This window comes from Variovorax sp. WS11 (assembly GCF_010499245.1).
In the GTDB taxonomy this organism is placed as follows: domain Bacteria; phylum Pseudomonadota; class Gammaproteobacteria; order Burkholderiales; family Burkholderiaceae_C; genus Variovorax.
Genome location: NZ_JAAGOW010000001.1, coordinates 1,235,228 through 1,254,198 on the forward strand (window position 1 = coordinate 1,235,228; position 18,971 = coordinate 1,254,198).

The 18,971-nt window shown below is 66.4% G+C and carries 17 protein-coding genes; 11 read left to right on the top strand and 6 right to left on the bottom strand.

What is annotated here, in order from left to right; all coding sequences use genetic code 11:
• Positions 1 to 9 precede the first annotated feature (9 nt).
• Entirely contained in the window at positions 10 to 2,877 is a 2,868-nt protein-coding gene (locus tag GXN78_RS06345; RefSeq protein WP_106555159.1) for an aconitate hydratase, read from the bottom strand.
• Between the two features lie 190 nt (positions 2,878 to 3,067).
• On the opposite strand from GXN78_RS06345, the gene GXN78_RS06350 reads away from it, so the two are divergent.
• The gene (locus GXN78_RS06350; protein WP_106555158.1) at positions 3,068 to 3,907 is read left to right on the top strand and encodes a helix-turn-helix transcriptional regulator; all 840 of its coding nucleotides are present in this window, start codon (positions 3,068 to 3,070) and stop codon (positions 3,905 to 3,907) included.
• A gap of 35 nt (positions 3,908 to 3,942) precedes the next feature.
• Here the strand turns inward: GXN78_RS06350 and GXN78_RS06355 are convergent, their stop codons facing one another.
• From GXN78_RS06355 to GXN78_RS06375, 5 genes are all read right to left on the bottom strand, one after another.
• Positions 3,943 to 6,528 carry a bifunctional aconitate hydratase 2/2-methylisocitrate dehydratase gene (locus GXN78_RS06355; RefSeq protein ID WP_106555157.1) on the bottom strand — a complete coding sequence of 862 codons (2,586 nt, stop codon included), beginning with the start codon at positions 6,526 to 6,528 and terminating at the stop codon, positions 3,943 to 3,945.
• Between the two features lie 65 nt (positions 6,529 to 6,593).
• Entirely contained in the window at positions 6,594 to 7,154 is a 561-nt protein-coding gene (locus GXN78_RS06360; RefSeq protein WP_106555156.1) for a hypothetical protein, read from the bottom strand.
• Positions 7,155 to 7,191: 37 nt separating this feature from the next.
• Entirely contained in the window at positions 7,192 to 8,190 is a 999-nt protein-coding gene (locus GXN78_RS06365) for an aldolase/citrate lyase family protein (protein WP_106555155.1), read from the bottom strand.
• Positions 8,191 to 8,246: 56 nt separating this feature from the next.
• Positions 8,247 to 9,023, bottom strand: a complete 777-nt coding sequence (gene tam / locus GXN78_RS06370) for a trans-aconitate 2-methyltransferase (protein WP_106555154.1) — start codon at positions 9,021 to 9,023, stop codon at positions 8,247 to 8,249.
• A gap of 21 nt (positions 9,024 to 9,044) precedes the next feature.
• Complete coding sequence (locus GXN78_RS06375) at positions 9,045 to 10,031, bottom strand: malate dehydrogenase (RefSeq protein WP_106555153.1); 987 nt, start codon at positions 10,029 to 10,031, stop codon at positions 9,045 to 9,047.
• Between the two features lie 189 nt (positions 10,032 to 10,220).
• Between GXN78_RS06375 and GXN78_RS06380 the strand changes: the two genes are divergently transcribed.
• From GXN78_RS06380 to leuC, 10 genes are all read left to right on the top strand, one after another.
• Complete coding sequence (locus GXN78_RS06380; protein ID WP_106555304.1) at positions 10,221 to 10,982, top strand: GntR family transcriptional regulator; 762 nt, start codon at positions 10,221 to 10,223, stop codon at positions 10,980 to 10,982.
• A 178-nt stretch (positions 10,983 to 11,160) separates the two neighbouring features.
• Entirely contained in the window at positions 11,161 to 11,607 is a 447-nt protein-coding gene (gene sdhC, locus GXN78_RS06385; RefSeq protein ID WP_106555152.1) for a succinate dehydrogenase, cytochrome b556 subunit, read from the top strand.
• A 13-nt stretch (positions 11,608 to 11,620) separates the two neighbouring features.
• Positions 11,621 to 11,986 carry a succinate dehydrogenase, hydrophobic membrane anchor protein gene (gene sdhD / locus GXN78_RS06390; RefSeq protein WP_106555151.1) on the top strand — a complete coding sequence of 122 codons (366 nt, stop codon included), beginning with the start codon at positions 11,621 to 11,623 and terminating at the stop codon, positions 11,984 to 11,986.
• 5 nt (positions 11,987 to 11,991) lie between these two features.
• Complete coding sequence (gene sdhA, locus GXN78_RS06395; protein WP_106555150.1) at positions 11,992 to 13,800, top strand: succinate dehydrogenase flavoprotein subunit; 1,809 nt, start codon at positions 11,992 to 11,994, stop codon at positions 13,798 to 13,800.
• Between the two features lie 23 nt (positions 13,801 to 13,823).
• Positions 13,824 to 14,525, top strand: coding sequence for a succinate dehydrogenase iron-sulfur subunit (locus GXN78_RS06400; protein ID WP_106555149.1), 702 nt, complete (start codon positions 13,824 to 13,826; stop codon positions 14,523 to 14,525).
• A 15-nt stretch (positions 14,526 to 14,540) separates the two neighbouring features.
• Complete coding sequence (locus GXN78_RS06405; RefSeq protein WP_106555148.1) at positions 14,541 to 14,843, top strand: succinate dehydrogenase assembly factor 2; 303 nt, start codon at positions 14,541 to 14,543, stop codon at positions 14,841 to 14,843.
• A 23-nt stretch (positions 14,844 to 14,866) separates the two neighbouring features.
• Positions 14,867 to 16,177: a citrate synthase gene (gltA, locus tag GXN78_RS06410; protein ID WP_106555147.1), complete on the top strand. Its 1,311-nt coding sequence runs from the start codon at positions 14,867 to 14,869 to the stop codon at positions 16,175 to 16,177.
• 119 nt (positions 16,178 to 16,296) lie between these two features.
• Entirely contained in the window at positions 16,297 to 16,437 is a 141-nt protein-coding gene (locus tag GXN78_RS06415; protein ID WP_106555146.1) for an entericidin A/B family lipoprotein, read from the top strand.
• Between the two features lie 117 nt (positions 16,438 to 16,554).
• Entirely contained in the window at positions 16,555 to 17,499 is a 945-nt protein-coding gene (locus GXN78_RS06420; RefSeq protein ID WP_106555145.1) for a LysR family transcriptional regulator, read from the top strand.
• Between the two features lie 48 nt (positions 17,500 to 17,547).
• Positions 17,548 to 18,969, top strand: a complete 1,422-nt coding sequence (gene leuC, locus GXN78_RS06425; RefSeq protein ID WP_106555144.1) for a 3-isopropylmalate dehydratase large subunit — start codon at positions 17,548 to 17,550, stop codon at positions 18,967 to 18,969.
• Positions 18,970 to 18,971 lie beyond the last annotated feature (2 nt).

Genomic DNA, 18,971 nt, shown 5'->3' on the forward strand with positions numbered 1-18,971 from the left:
CCTGCGGACTCAGGCCGCGAGCAACTGCCTCAGCACGAACGGGAGAATGCCCCCGTGCTTGTAATAGTCGACCTCGATTGGCGTGTCGATGCGCAGGCGCACCGTCACCTCCTGGTGCGTACCGTCGGCGCGGTGCACGACGATCTTCACGTCGATCTGCGGCTTGAGCTCGCCGCCGATCACCACGTCGATCTTCTCCTCGCCGGTGAGGCCCAGGCTTTCCCATGAATCGGCGCCGCGGAACTGCAGCGGCAGCACGCCCATGCCGACCAGGTTGGCGCGGTGGATGCGCTCGAAGCTGCGCGCCACCACCGCCTTGATGCCCAAGAGCTGCGTGCCCTTGGCCGCCCAGTCGCGCGAGGAGCCGGTGCCGTATTCCTCGCCGCCGAAGATCACGGTGGGCACGCCCTGCTCGATGTACTTCATCGCCGCGTCGTAGATGAACATCTTCTCGCCGCCGGGCTGGAACAGCGTCACGCCGCCCTCCTCGCGCGAGCCATCCGGGCCGGCCGGGATCATGAGGTTCTTGATGCGCACGTTGGCGAACGTGCCGCGCATCATCACGTCGTGATTGCCGCGGCGCGAGCCGTAGCTGTTGAAGTCAGCCTTGGAAACGCCATGCGCCTTGAGCCAGATGCCGGCCGGCGAGCTCTCCTTGATCGCACCGGCCGGCGAGATGTGGTCGGTGGTGATCGAGTCGCCGAACAGCGCCATCACGCGCGCGCCGGTGAAGCCCGCGTCCGATGCGTGCGGCTCCATCTTGAAGCCCTCGAAGAAGGGCGGCTCGGCGATGTAGGTGGATTTCGGCCAGTCGTAGACCTGGCCGGTGGTGCCCTTGATGCTGCTCCACAGCTTGCCCGGGTTGTCCTGGATCTGCTCGTAGTTCTTGCGGAAGGCCTTGGCGTTCATCGCATAGCGCAGGTTCTCGTCGATCTCCTTCGTGCTGGGCCAGATGTCGCCCAGGTACACGTCCTTGCCCTTCTTGCCCTTGCCCACCGGCTGGGTCATGAGGTCGACCATCACGTTGCCCGCGATCGCATAGGCCACCACCAGCGGCGGCGAGGCCAGGAAGTTGGCCTTGAGGTTGGGATGGATGCGGGCCTCGAAGTTGCGGTTGCCCGAGAGCACGGCCGCACCCACCAGGTTGTTCTTGGTGATCGCCTCGTTGATCTCGGGCGCCAGGTCGCCCGCATTGCCGATGCAGGTGGTGCAGCCGTAGCCTGCGAGGTAGAAGCCGAGCTTTTCGAGGTACTTCAGAAGGTCCGCCTTCTCGAGGTACTCGGTCACGATGCGCGAGCCCGGTGCGAGCGAGGTCTTGATGTGCGGCTTGACGCGCAGCCCCGCCTCCACCGCCTTCTTGGCCAGCAAGCCGGCGGCCAGCAGGACGCTGGGGTTGGAGGTGTTCGTGCACGAGGTGATGGCGGCGATCAGCACGTCGCCGTTGCCGATGGTCACGCTGTCGTCCTTGGCGTGGGCTGCGGTCTCGCCCACGTGCGCGGCAGCCTTGGTAGACCGATTGGCGAACATTTCCACCTCGTCGAGCGGCGCGCCGACCTTCGGCGTCGGCGGTTCATGTTCGGCCGACTCGCCGTTGTGCGCCAGCGGATAGCGCACCCGCAGCTTGTCGGCCGGCTGGTTGAAGCCGTTGGCCTCGGGCGGCTTGCTGTAGAGCTCGGAGAACTTGGTCGCCAGGTGGCCGAGGTCGATGCGGTCCTGCGGGCGCTTCGGCCCGGCCAGGCTGGGCGTCACGGTGCCGAGGTCGAGCTTGACCACCTTCGTGTAGTTGAGTTCCCCAGGCGCCGGCATGCCGAAGAGGCCCTGCGCCTTGTAGTAGGCCTCGAAGCGCTCGATCTCCTTGTCGGTGCGGCCGGTGCCCTTGAAATACGCCACCGTCATCTCGTCGACCGGGAAGAAGCCCATGGTCGCGCCGTACTCGGGCGCCATGTTGCCGATGGTCGCGCGGTCGGGCACGGGGATGGAAGCGGCGCCGGGCCCGAAGAACTCGACGAACTTGCCCACCACCTTCTCGCTGCGCAGGATGTTCGTGACGTAGAGCACCAGGTCGGTGGCGGTGACGCCCTCGCGCAGCTTGCCGCCGAGCTCGAAGCCCACCACGTCGGGCGTGAGCATGTAGACCGGCTGGCCCAGCATCGCGGCCTCGGCCTCGATGCCGCCCACGCCCCAGCCCACCACGCCGATGCCGTTGATCATGGTCGTGTGGCTGTCGGTGCCCACCAGCGAGTCGGGGTAGTAGACCGGAGGGTCGCCTTGGTCGTAGGGGCTCTTGTAGACGCCGCGCGCGAAGTACTCGAGGTTCACCTGGTGCACGATGCCGAAGCCGGGCGGCACCACGCCGAAGGTGTCGAAGGCCTGCATGCCCCACTTCATGAACTGGTAGCGCTCGTTGTTGCGCTGGAACTCCAGCTTCATGTTCAGATCGAGCGCCTTCGGCGTGCCGTAGTGGTCGACCATCACCGAATGGTCGACCACCAGATCCACCGGCACCAGCGGTTCGATGGTCTTGGGCGACTTGCCCAGCTTCTGCGCCACGCTGCGCATCGCGGCCAGGTCGGCCAAGAGCGGCACGCCGGTGAAGTCCTGCAGCACGACGCGCGTCACGACGAAGGGAATCTCGTCGGTGCGCTCGGCATTCGGCTGCCAGTTGGCCAGCTGCTCGACATGCTCGGCCGTGACCTTCTTGCCGTCGCAATTGCGCAGCACCGACTCCAGCACGATGCGGATCGAGACCGGCAGCTTGTCGACGTTGGGGTATTGCTTCGCGAGTTCCTTGAGGGACCAGTATTTGCCTGCTTTGCCCGATGCCGTCTTGAAGGTCTTGAGCGTGGAGGCAAATGCGTGCGCCGGTTCTCGGGCCATGAGGAACTCCTTGTATTCGTGGAAGCACCTCAAAGATAGCAGGGTTCGATGACAAGGTGAGGCTCGAAGGGCGCATCCCCGAGTGCGCCCTTCAGGTGTTTCAGACCGCTACCGCGCCGCGGCGCTCCGGCCGCCCGGCCGCCGGTCGATGACTTGGGAGGTCATGGCTGCCGCGCGCCGCCTCACTAGGATGGCGGCCATGAGCACCTCTTCCACGCCGCCGCCCACCGCTGCCGACTCCTTCGGCGCCCACCTGCGCCACTGGCGCCAGCACCGCCGCCTGAGCCAGCTCGACCTGGCGCACGAGGCCCAGGTTTCGACCCGCCACCTGAGCTACGTCGAAACCGGCCGCGCCGAGCCCAGCCGGGAGATGGTGCTGCGCCTGGCCGAGCGGCTGGAGGTGCCGCTGCGCGAGCGCAACACCCTGCTGGTGGCGGCCGGCTACGCGCCGATGTACCGGCAGCGCTCGCTGGACGATCCGGCGATGGCCCCCGCCCGGCAGGCGGTGGAGCTGGTGCTCAAGGGGCACGAGCCCTTCCCTGCACTGGCGGTGGATCGCCACTGGAACCTGGTGGCGCACAACGCGCTCGTGCCCCTGCTGATGGACGGCGCGGCGCCGGAACTGCTTCAGCCGCCGGTCAACGTGCTTCGGCTCAGCCTTCATCCCAAGGGCGTGGCGCCGCGCATCGCCAACCTGGCGCAGTGGCGCGCCCACCTGCTGGAGCGGCTGCAGCAGCAGATCGCCGCCACAGGCGACGCGGCACTCGTCGCGCTGCTTGACGAGCTCGCGGCCTACCCCGCGCCGCAGGTGAGCCACGACACGCCGCCCAACAACAGCGAGCTGGCCGGCGTGGCCGTGCCCTTCCAGTACGTCACGCCGCAAGGGGTGCTGAGCTTCATCAGCACGACCACCATCTTCGGCACGCCGGTCGATGTCACGCTGCAGGAGCTGGCGGTGGAGTCCTTCTTTCCCGCGGATGCGCAGACCGCGGCGGCGCTGATGTCAATGGGCGAAAAAAAGCCCGCCTGAGGCGGGCTTTTCCTTGTGCGCCGAGCGAACAGCGATCAGGCAGCAACCTTGGCCGCGACTTCCGTGTAGTCCTCGATCTTGTCGAAATTGAGGTACTGGTAGATCTGGTCGCTGGCCGCGTCGAGCACGCCGACGCTGGTCATGTACTCCTCGCGGGTCGGGATGCGGCCCAGGCGCGAGCAGATGGCGGCCAGCTCGGCGCTGCCCAGGTACACGTTGGTGTTCTTGCCCAGACGGTTGGGGAAGTTGCGCGTGCTGGTCGACATCACGGTCGCGCCCTCGCGCACCTGCGCCTGGTTGCCCATGCACAGCGAGCAGCCCGGCATCTCGGTGCGCGCGCCGGCGTTGCCGAACACGCCGTAGTGGCCTTCCTCGGTGAGCTGGTGCGCGTCCATCTTGGTCGGCGGAGCGATCCACAGCTTGACCGGAATGTCGCGCTTGCCTTCCAGCAGCTTGGAAGCGGCACGGAAGTGGCCGATGTTGGTCATGCAGGAACCGATGAAGACCTCGTCGATCTGGGCGCCGGCCACGTCCGACAGCGTCTTCACGTCGTCGGGGTCGTTGGGGCAGGCCACGATGGGCTCGTGGATGTCGGCCAGGTCGATCTCGATCACGGCGGCGTACTCGGCGTCGGCATCGCCCTTGAGCAGCTGCTGATCTTTCAACCAGGCTTCCTGTGCGGCGATGCGGCGGCCCAGCGTGCGCGCGTCGGCATAGCCCTCGGCGATCATCCACTTCATCAGCGTGATGTTGCTGTTGATGTATTCGGCGATGGGCTCCTTGTTCAGGTGCACCGTGCAGCCGGCGGCCGAGCGCTCGGCCGAGGCGTCGCTCAGTTCGAAGGCCTGTTCCACCTTCAGGTCCGGCAGGCCCTCGATCTCGAGGATGCGGCCCGAGAAGATGTTTTTCTTGCCCTTCTTCTCGACCGTCAGCAGGCCCTGCTTGATGGCGTAGAGCGGGATCGCGTTGACCAGGTCGCGCAGCGTCACGCCGGGCTGCATCTTGCCCTTGAAGCGCACCAGCACGGATTCGGGCATGTCCAGCGGCATCACGCCGGTCGCGGCCGCGAAGGCCACGAGGCCGGAGCCGGCCGGGAAGCTGATGCCGATCGGGAAGCGGGTGTGGCTGTCGCCGCCGGTGCCCACGGTGTCGGGCGTCAGCAGGCGGTTGAGCCAGCTGTGGATCACGCCGTCGCCGGGGCGCAGCGAGACGCCGCCGCGGGTGGCCATGAAGTCCGGCAGCTCGTGGTGCATCTTCACGTCCACCTTCTTGGGGTAGGCGGCCGTGTGGCAGAAGGACTGCATCACCAGGTCGGCGCTGAAGCCCAGGCAGGCCAGGTCCTTGAGCTCGTCGCGCGTCATCGGGCCGGTGGTGTCCTGGCTGCCGACGGAGGTCATCCTGGGCTCGCAGTAGGTGCCGGGGCGAACGCCATGACCCTCCGGCAGGCCGCAGGCGCGGCCGACCATCTTCTGGGCCAGCGAGAAGCCCTTCTTGGTGTCGACCGGGCTGACCGGCAGGCGGAACAGCGCCGAAGCCGGCAGTCCCAAGGCCTCGCGCGCCTTGGCCGTCAAGCCGCGGCCGATGATCAGCGGAATGCGGCCGCCGGCGCGCACCTCGTCGAACAGCACCTCGCTCTTGACCTTGAACTCGGCGATAACCTTGCCGTCCTTCAGCGCCTTGCCCTCGTAGGGGCGCAGCTCGACCACGTCGCCCATCTCCATCTGGCTCACGTCGAGCTCGATGGGCAGCGCACCGGCGTCTTCCATCGTGTTGTAGAAGATCGGCGCGATCTTGGTGCCCAGGCAGACGCCGCCGAAGCGCTTGTTGGGGATGAACGGGATGTCCTGGCCGGTGAACCAGAGCACCGAATTGGTGGCGCTCTTGCGCGACGAACCGGTGCCGACCACGTCGCCCACGTAGGCGACCAGGTGGCCCTTCTCCTTCAGCGACTCGATGAACTTGACCGGGCCGCGCTTGCCGTCTTCTTCGGGCGTGATGCCGGGACGCGCGTTCTTCAGCATCGCCAGCGCGTGCATCGGGATGTCGGGGCGCGTGGTGGCGTCGGGCGCGGGCGAGAGGTCGTCGGTGTTGGTCTCGCCGCTCACCTTGAGCACCGTGATGGTGAGGCTCTGCGGCACTTCGGGCCGGCTGGTGAACCACTCGGCATCGGCCCAGCTCTGCAGCACGGCCTTGGCATTGGCATTGCCCGTGTCGGCCTTTTCCTTGACGTCGTGGAACTGATCGAACATCAGGAGGGTTTTCTTCAGACCCTCGGCCGCGACGCCGCCCACCTCGGCATCGTCGAGCAGGTCGATCAGCGGGCTGATGTTGTAGCCGCCCAGCATGGTGCCCAGCAGCTCGGTGGCGTGGGCACGCGAGAGGAGCAGGCTCTTCTCGGTGCCGTGTGCCACCGCTGCCAGGTAGCTCGCCTTGACCTTGGCCGCGTCGTCCACGCCGGCCGGCACGCGGTGCGCGAGCAGGTTCAGCAGGAACTCGCCGTCCTTGGCGGTGGCGCTCTTCATCAGTTCGATGACTTCGCTGGTCTGCTTGGCCGACAAGGGCAGCGGCGGGATGCCGAGCGCGGCGCGCTCGGCGACATGGTCAACGTAGGCTTGCAACATTTTTCTCTTCTCCGAGATCGGGAACCGTGGCGGCCAAGCAAAAGGCGGGCCGCCTGCGCCTTGAATTACTTCTTGGGAGCGTCCGCGCCCTCGAACAGGCTCTTGGGCGGGTTCTTCTTCATGTCCTCTGCCATCACCGCTTGCTCGGTCGCCTGGCATTCATCGGCCAGGCGCAGGCCCTGCTTCTGGCTCATCAGCATGGACTTGTTGCCCAGCTGCAGCCACATGGCCTCGGCCTTGGGGTCCTCCAGGCGGATCGCGCCGGTGCGGCTGTTGACGGGGTGCATGAAGTACTTGGTGCTGCCGTGCGTCAGGACGAAGAAGCCGGGCTTCTTCTGGCTGGCCTCGATCGCCACGCTGGCGCCGAGCTCGCACTTGATGGTGCCGGTGAGCACGCGCTTGGAAACCTCCAGGTCTTCGGGCGAGAGAACGACGTCGGACTCTTCGCTGATCGGCTTGGCTTCCTCGATCTTCTTGATGACGCGCTTGGGCACCACCTTCTGCGTCGCCTTCTTGGCGGTGTTCGCGGCGCGCTCCTTGAGCGGCGGCTTGGCCGCGGAATCCTGGGCCAGTGCCGACAGCGGCAGTGCGAGCGCGACAGCGGCGATCAGGGCAATCTTCTTCATGGGTGTCTGTTCCTTTGACGAGGTGTGTGTGTGGTTTTCAGGATGACGCCGCCGCAAACCATGCTTGCGCCTCCGGCGGCAGCGCACGGCCGGTGGCGTGCGCCCGCGAAAGTACCTGCCAGAAATGACGGTAGCTCGCGCGGTCGTGCAATGTGCCATCAAAACTGACCGGCGCCCAATTGGCAGCGGCCGCGGACGCTATGATTTTTGTAGCCATTTGAATCTGCCGCTCGTCGGGCGCGAAGGCCTCGAGGATGGGGCGGATCTGGTTCGGATGGATGCTCCACATGCGCGTGTAACCAAATTCGCCGGCCGCCTTCTTCGCGGCGGCGCGCATCGCATCGACGTCGTTGAACTCGGTCACCACGCAGTGCGAGGGCACCTTGCCGTGCGCGTGCGCGGCCGAGGCGATCTCCAGCTTGGCGCGCACCACCAGCGGATGGGTGAACTGGCCCGCGGCGCCCATGCCCTCGGCGGGGATCGCGCCGCCATGGGCCGAGACGAAGTCCATCAGGCCGAAGCTCAGCGACTGCACGCGCGGATTGGAGGCGATCTCGAAGGCGTTGTGAACGGCGAAGGGCGACTCGATCAGCACATGCAGCGGCAGGGCCTCGGCACCAGCGGCATTGAGCGCCTGGACTGCCTCGCGCACGTCCTCGGCCGACTCGACCTTGGGCACCATCAGATGGCTCAGGCGATGGCCGGCGCGCCCCGCGATGGTGACCACGTCGCCGGCGAAGGCCGGATGGTCGACCGGGTGCACCCGCACGCCCACGCGCATGCCGGGGGCGGCAGCCAGGGCGAGCTCTGTCACCAGGGCTGCATGCTCGGCCTCGCCGCCCACGGGGGCGCCGTCCTCGCAATCGAGGGTGACGTCGAACACGCAGGCACCGAACTCCTGGGCCATCTCGGCCTGCAGCGCGAGGCTCTTGCGCATGCGCACCTCGACGCCGCTGTAGTGGTCGCAGACCGGCAGCACCACGGCCCCGGCCTGCGCACCGAGCAGGACTTCCTGCGGATGGACGGATTCAGTCATTGGAACACCTTCGCCTCCGGCTGCGGTGCGAGCGCCTTCGGGCGGCCGGGCGGCGCTCATGGCTTGCGCTGCGCGACGATGAACATGCGCGGGAAGGCCAGCAGCCGCTTGCCATCCGTGCGCACGGGATAGGCGCCATCGACGCGCCGTTCGTATTCGGCCAGGTAGCTCGCCTGCAATTCAGGCGTCAGCCGGTCGACGAAGGGCTTGAGCCCGGTGCCACGCACCCATTCGACGATGGCGGCGGCCGAAGCCATGGGGTGCTGGTAGGCGGTGCGCCAGACGTCGACCTGCGCTGCCTCGGCGGCCAGCAGGTCGTAATAGCCGGCCAGCGGCAGCAGCATGGTGCGCAGCCGGTCGGCATTGCCGATGGGCTCGGCCCACGGCGCCTCGGCCGCGACTTCGCGCATCAGCCGGTGCGTGGGCTCCTCGCGGTTGTCGGGCATCTGGATGGCGAGCACCCCGCCCGGGGCGAGGGCAGCGAACAGGTGCGGGATCAGCGTCTCGTGATCAGGCACCCATTGCAGCGAGGCATTGGCGTAGATGAGGTCCGGCGGCGACGCGGGCTGCCAGCTCGCGATGTCGCTGAACTCGAAGCGTGCCGCCGGCAGGCGCTCGCGCGCGCTCTTGAGCATCGCTTCGGAGTTGTCGGTGCCGATCACCTCGGCACCGGGGAATCGCTGCACCAGCAGCTCGGTGGAATTGCCGGGCCCGCAGCCCAGGTCGACCGCGCAGGTCGCCGCAGGCAGCGGAACCCGCGCCAGGTGTTCCTGCGCGGGGCGCGTGCGCTCGTCCTCGTAGCGACGGTAGAGCGCGGGGTTCCAGTCGAGCATGCCGGTGACTGACGGGTGAACTCAGAGCAGGTGGGCGACGCCGGCCTGTTCGTCCTGCAGTTCCTTCAGGGTCTTCTCGATGCGTTCCTGGCTGAACTTGTCGATCTCCAGACCTTCGACCAGCTTGTATTCGCCGTTCTCGGTGGTGACCGGGAAGCCGAAGATCACATCCTTCGGAATGCCGTACTGGCCGTCGGAAGGGATGCCCATCGTGACCCACTTGCCGTTGGAGCCCAGGGCCCAGTCGCGCATGTGGTCGATGGCGGCGTTGGCGGCCGAGGCGGCCGACGAAAGGCCGCGCGCCTCGATGATGGCGGCGCCGCGCTTGCCCACAGTGGGCAGGAAGGTGTCGGCATTCCAGACCTGGTCGTTGATCAGGTCCTTGACGCTCTTGCCGCCGACGGTGGCGAAGCGGTAGTCGGCGTACATCGTGGGCGAGTGGTTGCCCCAGACGGTGAGCTTCTCGATGTCGCCCACTGCGGTGCCGGTCTTGGCAGCAATCTGGCTGGCGGCGCGGTTGTGGTCCAGGCGCAGCATGGCGGTGAAGTTCTTGCGCGGCAGGCTGGGTGCGCTCTTCATCGCGATGTAAGCGTTGGTGTTGGCCGGGTTGCCGACCACCAGCACCTTGACGTTGCGGCTGGCGACCTGGTCGAGGGCCCGGCCCTGGGCGGTGAAGATTTGGGCGTTGGCGGCCAGCAGGTCGGCGCGCTCCATGCCGGGGCCGCGCGGGCGGGCGCCGACGAGCAGCGCGTAGTCGGCATCCTTGAAGGCGACCAGCGGATCGCCGGTGGGGATCACGCCGGCCAGCAGCGGGAAGGCGCAGTCCTCGAGCTCCATGATTACGCCCTTGAGCGCCTTCTGCGCTTTCTCGTCCGGGATCTCGAGCAGTTGCAGGATGACCGGCTGGTCCTTGCCGAGCATCTCGCCGGAGGCGATACGGAACAGCAGGGCGTAACCGATTTGGCCGGCGGCGCCGGTGACGGCAACGCGAACAGGCTTTTTGCTCATGGGAAAACTCCAGGAAAGGTAAAACGGTGCGCGGTCGCGGTTGCGGCCGCGGAGGTCGGGCCGGGCGATGCGCCCGGTCGCATAGGCCGGCTCGGATTTTATGCCGATTTGCGCTTTCGATGGCGCCAGTCTTGTGTCTTATATAAGATGTCGGCCGGAACGCGCCGCGATGGCGCGTTCCGGCCTGCCATGACCACCACCATCACCGCTCTTGCCGAGCCGGCGACGCCCTCGTTCAGCCCGCTCTACCAGCAGATCAAGTCCTTGATCCTGCAGAGCCTGCACGCCGGCGAATGGAAGCCGGGCGAGCCAATCCCGAGCGAGATCGAGCTGGCCGCACGCTTTCGCGTGAGCCAGGGCACGGTGCGCAAGGCGATCGACGAGCTGGCGGCCGAGAACCTGGTGGTGCGCCGCCAGGGCAAGGGCACCTTCGTCGCCACCCATGCCGAGCAGCATGTGCAGTACCGCTTCCTGAAGCTGGTGCCCGACAGTGGCGACGTCGACAGCGAGGGGCCGGCCGAGCGCGAGATCGTCGACTGCAAGCGGCTGCGCGCCAGCGCCGACATCGCGCGCCTGCTCGCGCTGCGCACCGGCGACGCGGTGCTGCAGGTGCGGCGCGTGCTCGCCTACCGCGGCACGCCCACCATCCTGGAAGACCTCTGGCTGCCCGGCGCGCCCTTCAAGGGCCTGACGGCCGAGCGCCTGAACGCCTGGCACGGCCCGATGTACGCCATGTTCGAGACCGAGTTCGGCGTGCGTATGGTGCGCGCCGAAGAAAAGATCCGCGCCGTGCTGCCGGACGAAGCGCAGGCGGCACTTCTGGCGGTGACGACCGCCACCCCCTTGCTGAGCGTGGAGCGCGTCGCTCACACCTACCACGACACCCCCATGGAGCTGCGCCGCGGTCTCTACCGCACCGACACACACCACTACCGCAATGAGCTCGGCTGAGCTCGCCGGCGCCGCAGCCCATCGCGGCCGATCGAGGCCGCATCTCGATAGCATCCGAGCGCAACACTGCGTTGACATTTCGGCGTAAGCGGCCCGATGGTGCGTTGCAATAGAATTTTGCGTTGTTTGCATTTCCGCCAAAGAACAAGCCGCCCCTCTAATAATTCTGAAAGCCCCCATGACAGAGCTGGCCACACCCCCCCGACCACAGCGGCGCGAGTTCCGCAACATCAACGCCTTCACCGATCTGACCACCTACCGGCTCCCGCCGGCCGGCCTCGTGTCGATCCTGCACCGCGTGAGCGGCGCGCTGATGTTCCTGCTGATGCCCTTCGTGATCTGGATGTTCGACACCTCCGTGTCCTCCGAGTACTCCTATGCCCGCTTCAAGGCCGCCTTCAACAGCGGCCTTGGTTTCGTTCCGGGCTGGTTTCTCAAGCTGGTGGCGCTGGCGCTGATCTGGGCCTACCTGCACCACTTCATCGCCGGCCTGCGCCATCTCTGGATGGACGTGAGCCACGCCGCGGTGAGCAAGGAATTCGGCCACAGCTCGGCCATCGCCACGCTGGCCATCAGCATCCTGCTGACGGTTGTGCTGGGCGCCAAGCTGTTCGGCGCGTACTGAGAAGGAGCACGAGATGTCTGTGAACTACGGCTCCAAGCGCATCGTCGTCGGCGCGCACTACGGTCTGCGCGACTGGCTCAGCCAGCGCATTACCGGCGCCCTGATGGCGCTCTTCACCATCATCCTGCTGGCACAGCTGCTCTTCACGCGCGGGCCGATCGGCTATGACGTGTGGGCCGGCATCTTCGCCTCGCAGTGGATGAAGGTGCTCACCTTCGTGGTGATCGCCTCGCTGCTCTATCACGTGTGGGTCGGCATGCGCGACATCTGGATGGACTACGTCCAGCCGGTCGGCATTCGTCTCGTTTTGCAGGTTTTCACGATCGTCTGGCTTGTGGCGTGCGCGGGTTGGGCCATTCAAGTGCTCTGGAGAGTCTGACCGCCATGTCCTATACCAAAGAACAAATCACGAAGCGCAAGTTCGACGTCGTCATCGTCGGCGCCGGCGGCTCCGGCATGCGCGCTTCGCTGCAGCTGGCGCGCGCGGGGCTCAACGTGGCCGTGCTGTCGAAGGTCTTCCCGACCCGCTCGCACACCGTGGCGGCGCAGGGCGGCGTGGGCGCCTCGCTCGGCAACATGAGCGAGGACAACTGGCACTTCCACTTCTACGACACGATCAAGGGCTCCGACTGGCTCGGCGACCAGGACGCGATCGAGTTCATGTGCCGCGAGGCCCCGAAGGTGGTCTACGAGCTCGAGCACTTCGGCATGCCCTTCGACCGCAACCCGGACGGCACCATCTACCAGCGCCCCTTCGGCGGCCACACGGCCAACTACGGCGAGAAGCCGGTGCAGCGTGCCTGCGCCGCGGCCGACCGCACCGGCCATGCGATGCTGCACACGCTCTACCAGAAGAACGTGGAAGCGCGCACGCAGTTCTTCGTCGAGTGGATGGCGCTCGACCTGATCCGCGACGCCGAGGGCGACGTGGTCGGCGTGACCGCGCTCGAGATGGAAACCGGCGACCTGCACATCCTGCAGGCCAAGACCGTGCTGCTGGCCACCGGCGGCGCGGGCCGCATCTTCGGCGCCTCGACCAATGCCTTCATCAACACCGGCGACGGCCTGGGCATGGCGGCGCGCTCGGGCATCCCGCTGCAGGACATGGAGTTCTGGCAGTTCCACCCGACCGGCGTGGCCGGTGCCGGCGTGCTGCTGACCGAAGGCTGCCGCGGCGAGGGCGCAATCCTGATCAACAGCAACGGCGAGCGCTTCATGGAGCGCTACGCGCCGACGCTGAAGGACCTGGCGCCGCGCGACTTCGTCTCGCGCTCGATGGACCAGGAGATCAAGGAAGGCCGCGGCTGCGGCCCGAACAAGGACTACGTGCTGCTCAAGATGGACCATCTGGGCGCAGAAACCATCCACAAGCGCCTGCCTTCGGTGTACGAGATCGGCGTCAACTTCGCCAACGTCGACATCACCAAGGAGCCGATCCCGGTGGTGCCCACCATCCACTACCAGATGGGCGGCATTCCCACCAACATCAACGGCCAGGTCGTGGTGCAGAAGGGCGAGGACAACAGTGCCGTGATCAACGGCCTCTATGCAGTTGGCGAATGCTCCTGCGTGAGCGTGCACGGCGCGAACCGCCTGGGCACCAATTCGCTGCTCGATCTGCTGGTGTTCGGCCGCGCGGCCGGCAACCACATCGTCGAGTTCAACGACAAGAACCGCGAGCACAAGGCGCTGCCGGCCGACGCTGCCGACCGCACGCTCGAGCGCCTGAACCAGCTCGAGGCCTCGACCTCCGGCGAGTACGCGCAGGACGTGGCGGGCGAGATTCGCTCGACGATGCAGAAGCACGCCGCCGTGTTCCGCACCCAGGCCTCGATGGACGAGGGCGTGGTCAAGATCGCTGCGGTGCGCGCGCGCGTCGCCAACGTCACGCTCAAGGACAAGTCGCGCGTCTTCAACACCGCGCGTATCGAGGCGCTGGAGGTCGACAACCTGATCGAGGTGGCGCAGGCCACGATGGTCTCGGCCGCCGCGCGCAAGGAATGCCGCGGCGCCCACACGGTCGAGGACTACGAGCGCCCGGCCGACGATCCCGTAGCGCCGCTGGGCCGCGACGATGCGAACTGGATGAAGCACACGCTCTGGTACAGCGAGGACAACCGCCTGTCGTACAAGCCCGTCAAGCTGAAGCCGCTGACGGTCGATTCGGTCCCGCCCAAGGTCCGCACGTTCTAAGAACACACCACAAGGTTTTCACGATGAAGCGCACATTCCAGATCTACCGCTACGACCCGGACAAGGACGCCAAGCCCTACATGCAAACGGTGGAGGTCGAGCTCGACGGCCACGAGCGCATGCTGCTCGATGCCCTGATGAAGCTCAAGGCGCAGGACCCGTCGCTGTCCTTTCGCCGCTCCTGCCGCGAAGGCGTCTGCGGCTCGGACGCGATGAACATCAACGGCAAGAACGGCCTGGCCTGCCTGACCAACATGAACACGCTCAAGGGCACGGTGGTGTTGAAGCCCCTGCCCGGCCTGCCGGTGATCCGCGACCTGATCGTGGACATGACGCAGTTCTTCAAGCAGTACAACTCGATCAAGCCCTATCTGCAGAACGACACGGTGCCGCCCGAGAAGGAGCGCCTGCAGTCGCCCGAGGAGCGCGACGAGCTCAACGGCCTGTACGAGTGCATCCTGTGCGCGAGCTGCTCGACCAGCTGCCCGAGCTTCTGGTGGAACCCCGACAAGTTCGTCGGCCCGGCCGGCCTGCTGCAGGCCTACCGCTTCATCGCCGACAGCCGCGATGAAGCGACGGCCGAGCGCCTGGACAACCTGGAAGACCCGTACCGCCTGTTTCGCTGCCACACGATCATGAACTGCGTGGACGTGTGCCCGAAGAGCCTGAACCCGACCAAGGCCATCGGCAAGATCAAGGAACTGATGGTGCGTCGCGCCATCTAGCCAACGGGTGACCCCATGCAATCCGCCGCCGACCTCGCCCAGCCGATCAGCGAACGCGCGCTGAGCAAGCTCAAGTGGCGCTGCCGGCGCGGCTTGCTCGAAAACGACCTGTTCATCGCCCGCTTCTTCGAGCTGCATGAGCAAGGTCTGACCTGCGGGCAGGCGCAGGCACTGGAGACATTGATGGACCTGTCGGACAACGATCTGCTCGACCTCTTGCTTCGAAGGAAGGAGCCCGAGCCCGGTTGGGCCGGCGCCGAAGTGATTGAGCTGTTGCAGCTGATGCGCACCGAGGGCGCGCAATCCCTCTCTTCCTGATTTATTTTTTGAAAGACCTCGCAATGAAAGCATCCGACACCAAAGCCACCCTGTCGTTCAGCAACGGCGGACAGAACGTCGAGTTGCCGATCTACAAGGGCACCATGGGCCCGGACGTGATCGACATCCGCAAGCTCTATGCCCAGACCGGCATGTTCACCTACGACCCGGGCTTCATGTCGACGGCCTCATGCGAGTCGGCCATCACCTATATCGATGGCGACAAGGGTGAGCTGCTTTACCGCGGCTACCCGATCGAGCAGCTCGCGACCAACTGCGACTTCCTCGAGACCTGCCACCTGCTGCTGTACGGCGAGCTGCCGAACGAAGGCGAGAAGGCCGGCTTCACCAAGCTCGTGACCAACCACACGATGGTCAACGAGCAGATGCAGTTCTTCCTGCGCGGCTTCCGCCGCGACGCGCATCCGATGGCGATCATGACGGGCTTGGTCGGCGCGCTGTCGGCCTTCTATCACGACAGCACGGACATCAACAATCCGAAGCACCGCGAGATCGCCGCGATCCGCCTGATCGCGAAGATGCCGACGCTGGTGGCCATGGCCTACAAGTACACCATCGGCCAGCCGTACATGTACCCGAAGAACAACCTCAGCTATGCGGGCAACTTCCTGCACATGATGTTCGCGACGCCGTGCGAGGAGTACAAGGTCAGCCCGGTGCTGGAGCGCGCGCTCGACCGCATCTTCATCCTGCATGCCGATCACGAGCAGAACGCCTCGACCTCGACCGTGCGCCTGTGCGGCTCCTCGGGCACCAACCCCTTCGCGGCGATCGCGGCCGGCGTGGCCTGCCTCTGGGGCCCGGCCCACGGCGGCGCCAACGAAGCGGCGCTCAACATGCTCTACGACATCCAGAAGGCCGGCGGCGTCGACAAGATCGGCGAGTTCATCAAGCAGGTCAAGGACAAGAGCTCGAACGTCAAGCTCATGGGCTTCGGGCACCGCGTTTACAAGAACTACGACCCGCGCGCCAAGCTGATGCAGGAAACCTGCAAGGAAGTGCTCGGCGAGTTGGGCCTCGAGAACGACCCGCTGTTCAAGCTGGCCATGGCGCTCGAGAAGATCGCCCTCGAGGACGAGTACTTCGTCTCGCGCAAGCTCTACCCGAACGTGGACTTCTACTCGGGCATCGTGCAGCGCGCGATCGGCATCCCGGTGCCGCTGTTCACCGCCATCTTCGCGCTCGCGCGCACGGTGGGCTGGATCGCCCAGCTCAACGAGATGATCGGCGACCCCGAGTACAAGATCGGCCGCCCGCGCCAGCTCTTCGAAGGCTCGCCCAAGCGCGACGTGCAGCCCATCGGCAAGCGCTGATCGCTCGCGGCGCTCACTGCGGAAAGCTGCCCTCGGGCAGCTTTTCTGCGTTTTGGCTGACACACGCGGTCAGGTGGCGGGCGCACTCTGCGTAGCACTTTTAAACGAAGGAGTACGTTATGAAGAGGCTTGCCGCATTGATCGCCGTTGCTTTCACCCTCGCTGTCCCGCTGCATGGCTGCAACACGTGGAAGGGTGCGGGCCAGGACGTGCAAAAGGCGGGTGAAAAGATGGAAGACGCGGGTAAGAAGCGGCAATAAGGGCCCCTACAACCATCGCACACCGGCAATCATGTCATCGCAGTTCGCGATGACTCACCAATAAAAACAGAGGGACAATAGGGGCCTCCATCTCCATATGAGATGTCAGAGCCCCTCATGTCCTCATCCGAACGCAGCTTCGCCCGCCGCATCGACCTCACGTCGCTGCAGTTGTTCGTGGCCGTTTGCGAACTCGGGAGCATCGGCCGGGCGGCGGAGCGCGAATTCATTGCCGCCTCCGCGATCAGCAAGCGGCTGTCGGACCTGGAGGCCACGCTCGGCACCCCCCTGCTCTATCGCCATGCGCGCGGCGTCGACCTGACGCCGGCGGGCGAAAGCCTGTTGCACCACGCGCGCTCGGTGCTCTACAGCCTGGAGAAGATGCAGGGCGAGCTCAGCGAGTACGCCGAGGGCGTGCGCGGCCATGTGCGCGTGCATGCCAACATCTCGGCCATCGTGCAGTTCCTGCCCGAGGACCTGGGCGCCTTCACGCGCGAGCACGACGCGATCAAGATCGACCTCGAGGAGCACCTGAGCAGCGAGGTGGTGCGTGCCGTGCACGAGGGCGCGGCCGACCTGGGCATCTGCCACATGCCCGAGGGCGCGAACGACCTGCAAAGCCTGCTCTATCGCCATGACACACTGGTGCTGATCGCGCCAGCCGGCCATCCGCTGACGGAGCGCCGAGCGATCGACTTCGCGGACTCGCTCGCCTTCGACCACGTCGGCCTCCACACCAACAGCTCGATCTACGTCGCGATGCACCAGGCGGCGCTGGACGCCGGCCGCAGCATCAAACTGCGCATCCACGTGACCGGCCTCGACGCCATGTGCCGCATGATCGAGAACGGCCTGGGCATCGGGGTGATGCCGCTGCGCGCATTCGAGCTGATGCAGGGCGGCATCGGCCGCGGCCTCTGCAGCATCGCGCTCGACGACGCCTGGGCCGCGCGCGAGATCCGGCTGGTGGCGCGCGACTTCTCCACGCTGCCGGTCGCGGCGCGCATGCTGGTCAAGCACCTGCAGGCGCCGGACGCGGCGGCCGATCCGCTGGCCGCCTGAGGCCCGGATCGGCAGACAATTTCCCTCCCCACGAAAGAGACCATCACCATGGCACGCACGCTCTACGACAAGCTCTGGGACGAACATGTCGTCCACACCGAGGAAGACGGCACCTCGATCCTGTACATCGACCGCCACCTGGTCCACGAAGTCACCAGCCCCCAGGCCTTCGAGGGGCTGCGCGAGGCAGGCCGCAAGCTGTGGCGCATCAGCTCGGTGGTCGCGACCGCCGACCACAACACGCCCACCACGCATTGGGAGCGCGGCTACGACGGCATCGAGGATCCGATCAGCAAGGAGCAGATCACCACGCTGGACAGCAACATCAAGGAGTTCGGCGCCGCCGCCTTCTTCCCCTTCCTGAGCAAGCGCCAGGGCATCGTGCACGTGATCGGCCCCGAGTCGGGCGCCACGCTGCCGGGCATGACGGTGGTCTGCGGCGACTCGCACACCTCCACGCACGGCGCCTTCGGCGCACTGGCGCACGGCATCGGCACCAGCGAGGTCGAGCATGTGATGGCCACGCAGACGCTCCTGGCCAAGAAGGCGAAGAACCTGCTCGTCAAGGTCGACGGCACGCTCGCCCCCGGCTGCACCGCCAAGGACATCGTGCTGGCCATCATCGGCCGGATCGGCACCGCCGGCGGCACCGGCTACACCATCGAATTCGCCGGCTCGGCCATCCGCGACCTCAGCATCGAAGGCCGCATGACGGTGTGCAACATGGCGATCGAGGCCGGCGCCCGCGCCGGCCTGGTGGCTGTGGACGAGAAGACCATCGCCTATGTCAAGGGCCGGCCGCTGGCGCCCACCGGCGTCGAGTGGGACCAAGCCGTCGAATACTGGAAGACGCTGCAGTCCGACCCGGGCGCGCATTTCGACACCGTGGTCGAGCTGGATGCTGCGCAGATCAAGCCGCAGGTCACCTGGGGTACCTCGCCCGAGATGGTGCTGCCGGTGGACGGCCGCGTGCCGGACCCCGACAAGGAGAAGGACGCCAACAAGCGCGGCGCCATCGAGCGCGCCCTGAGCTACATGGGCCTGGAGCCGAACAAGCCGATGAACGACATCTTCGTCGACAAGGTCTTCATCGGCTCCTGCACCAACAGCCGCATCGAGGACATGCGCGAAGCCGCGGCCATGGTCAAGAAGCTGGGCCAGAAGGTCGCGAAGAACGTCAAGCTGGCGATGGTCGTGCCCGGCTCCGGCATGGTGAAGGAACAAGCCGAGCGCGAAGGCCTCGACCAGATCTTCAAGGCCGCGGGCTTCGAGTGGCGCGAGCCCGGCTGCTCGATGTGCCTGGCGATGAACGCCGACCGGCTGGAGCCCGGCGAACGCTGCGCCTCGACCAGCAACCGCAACTTCGAAGGACGGCAAGGCGCCGGCGGCCGCACCCACCTGGTGAGCCCGGCCATGGCCGCGGCCGCCGCGGTCCACGGCCATTTCGTCGACGTCCGCCAATTCGCCTGAAC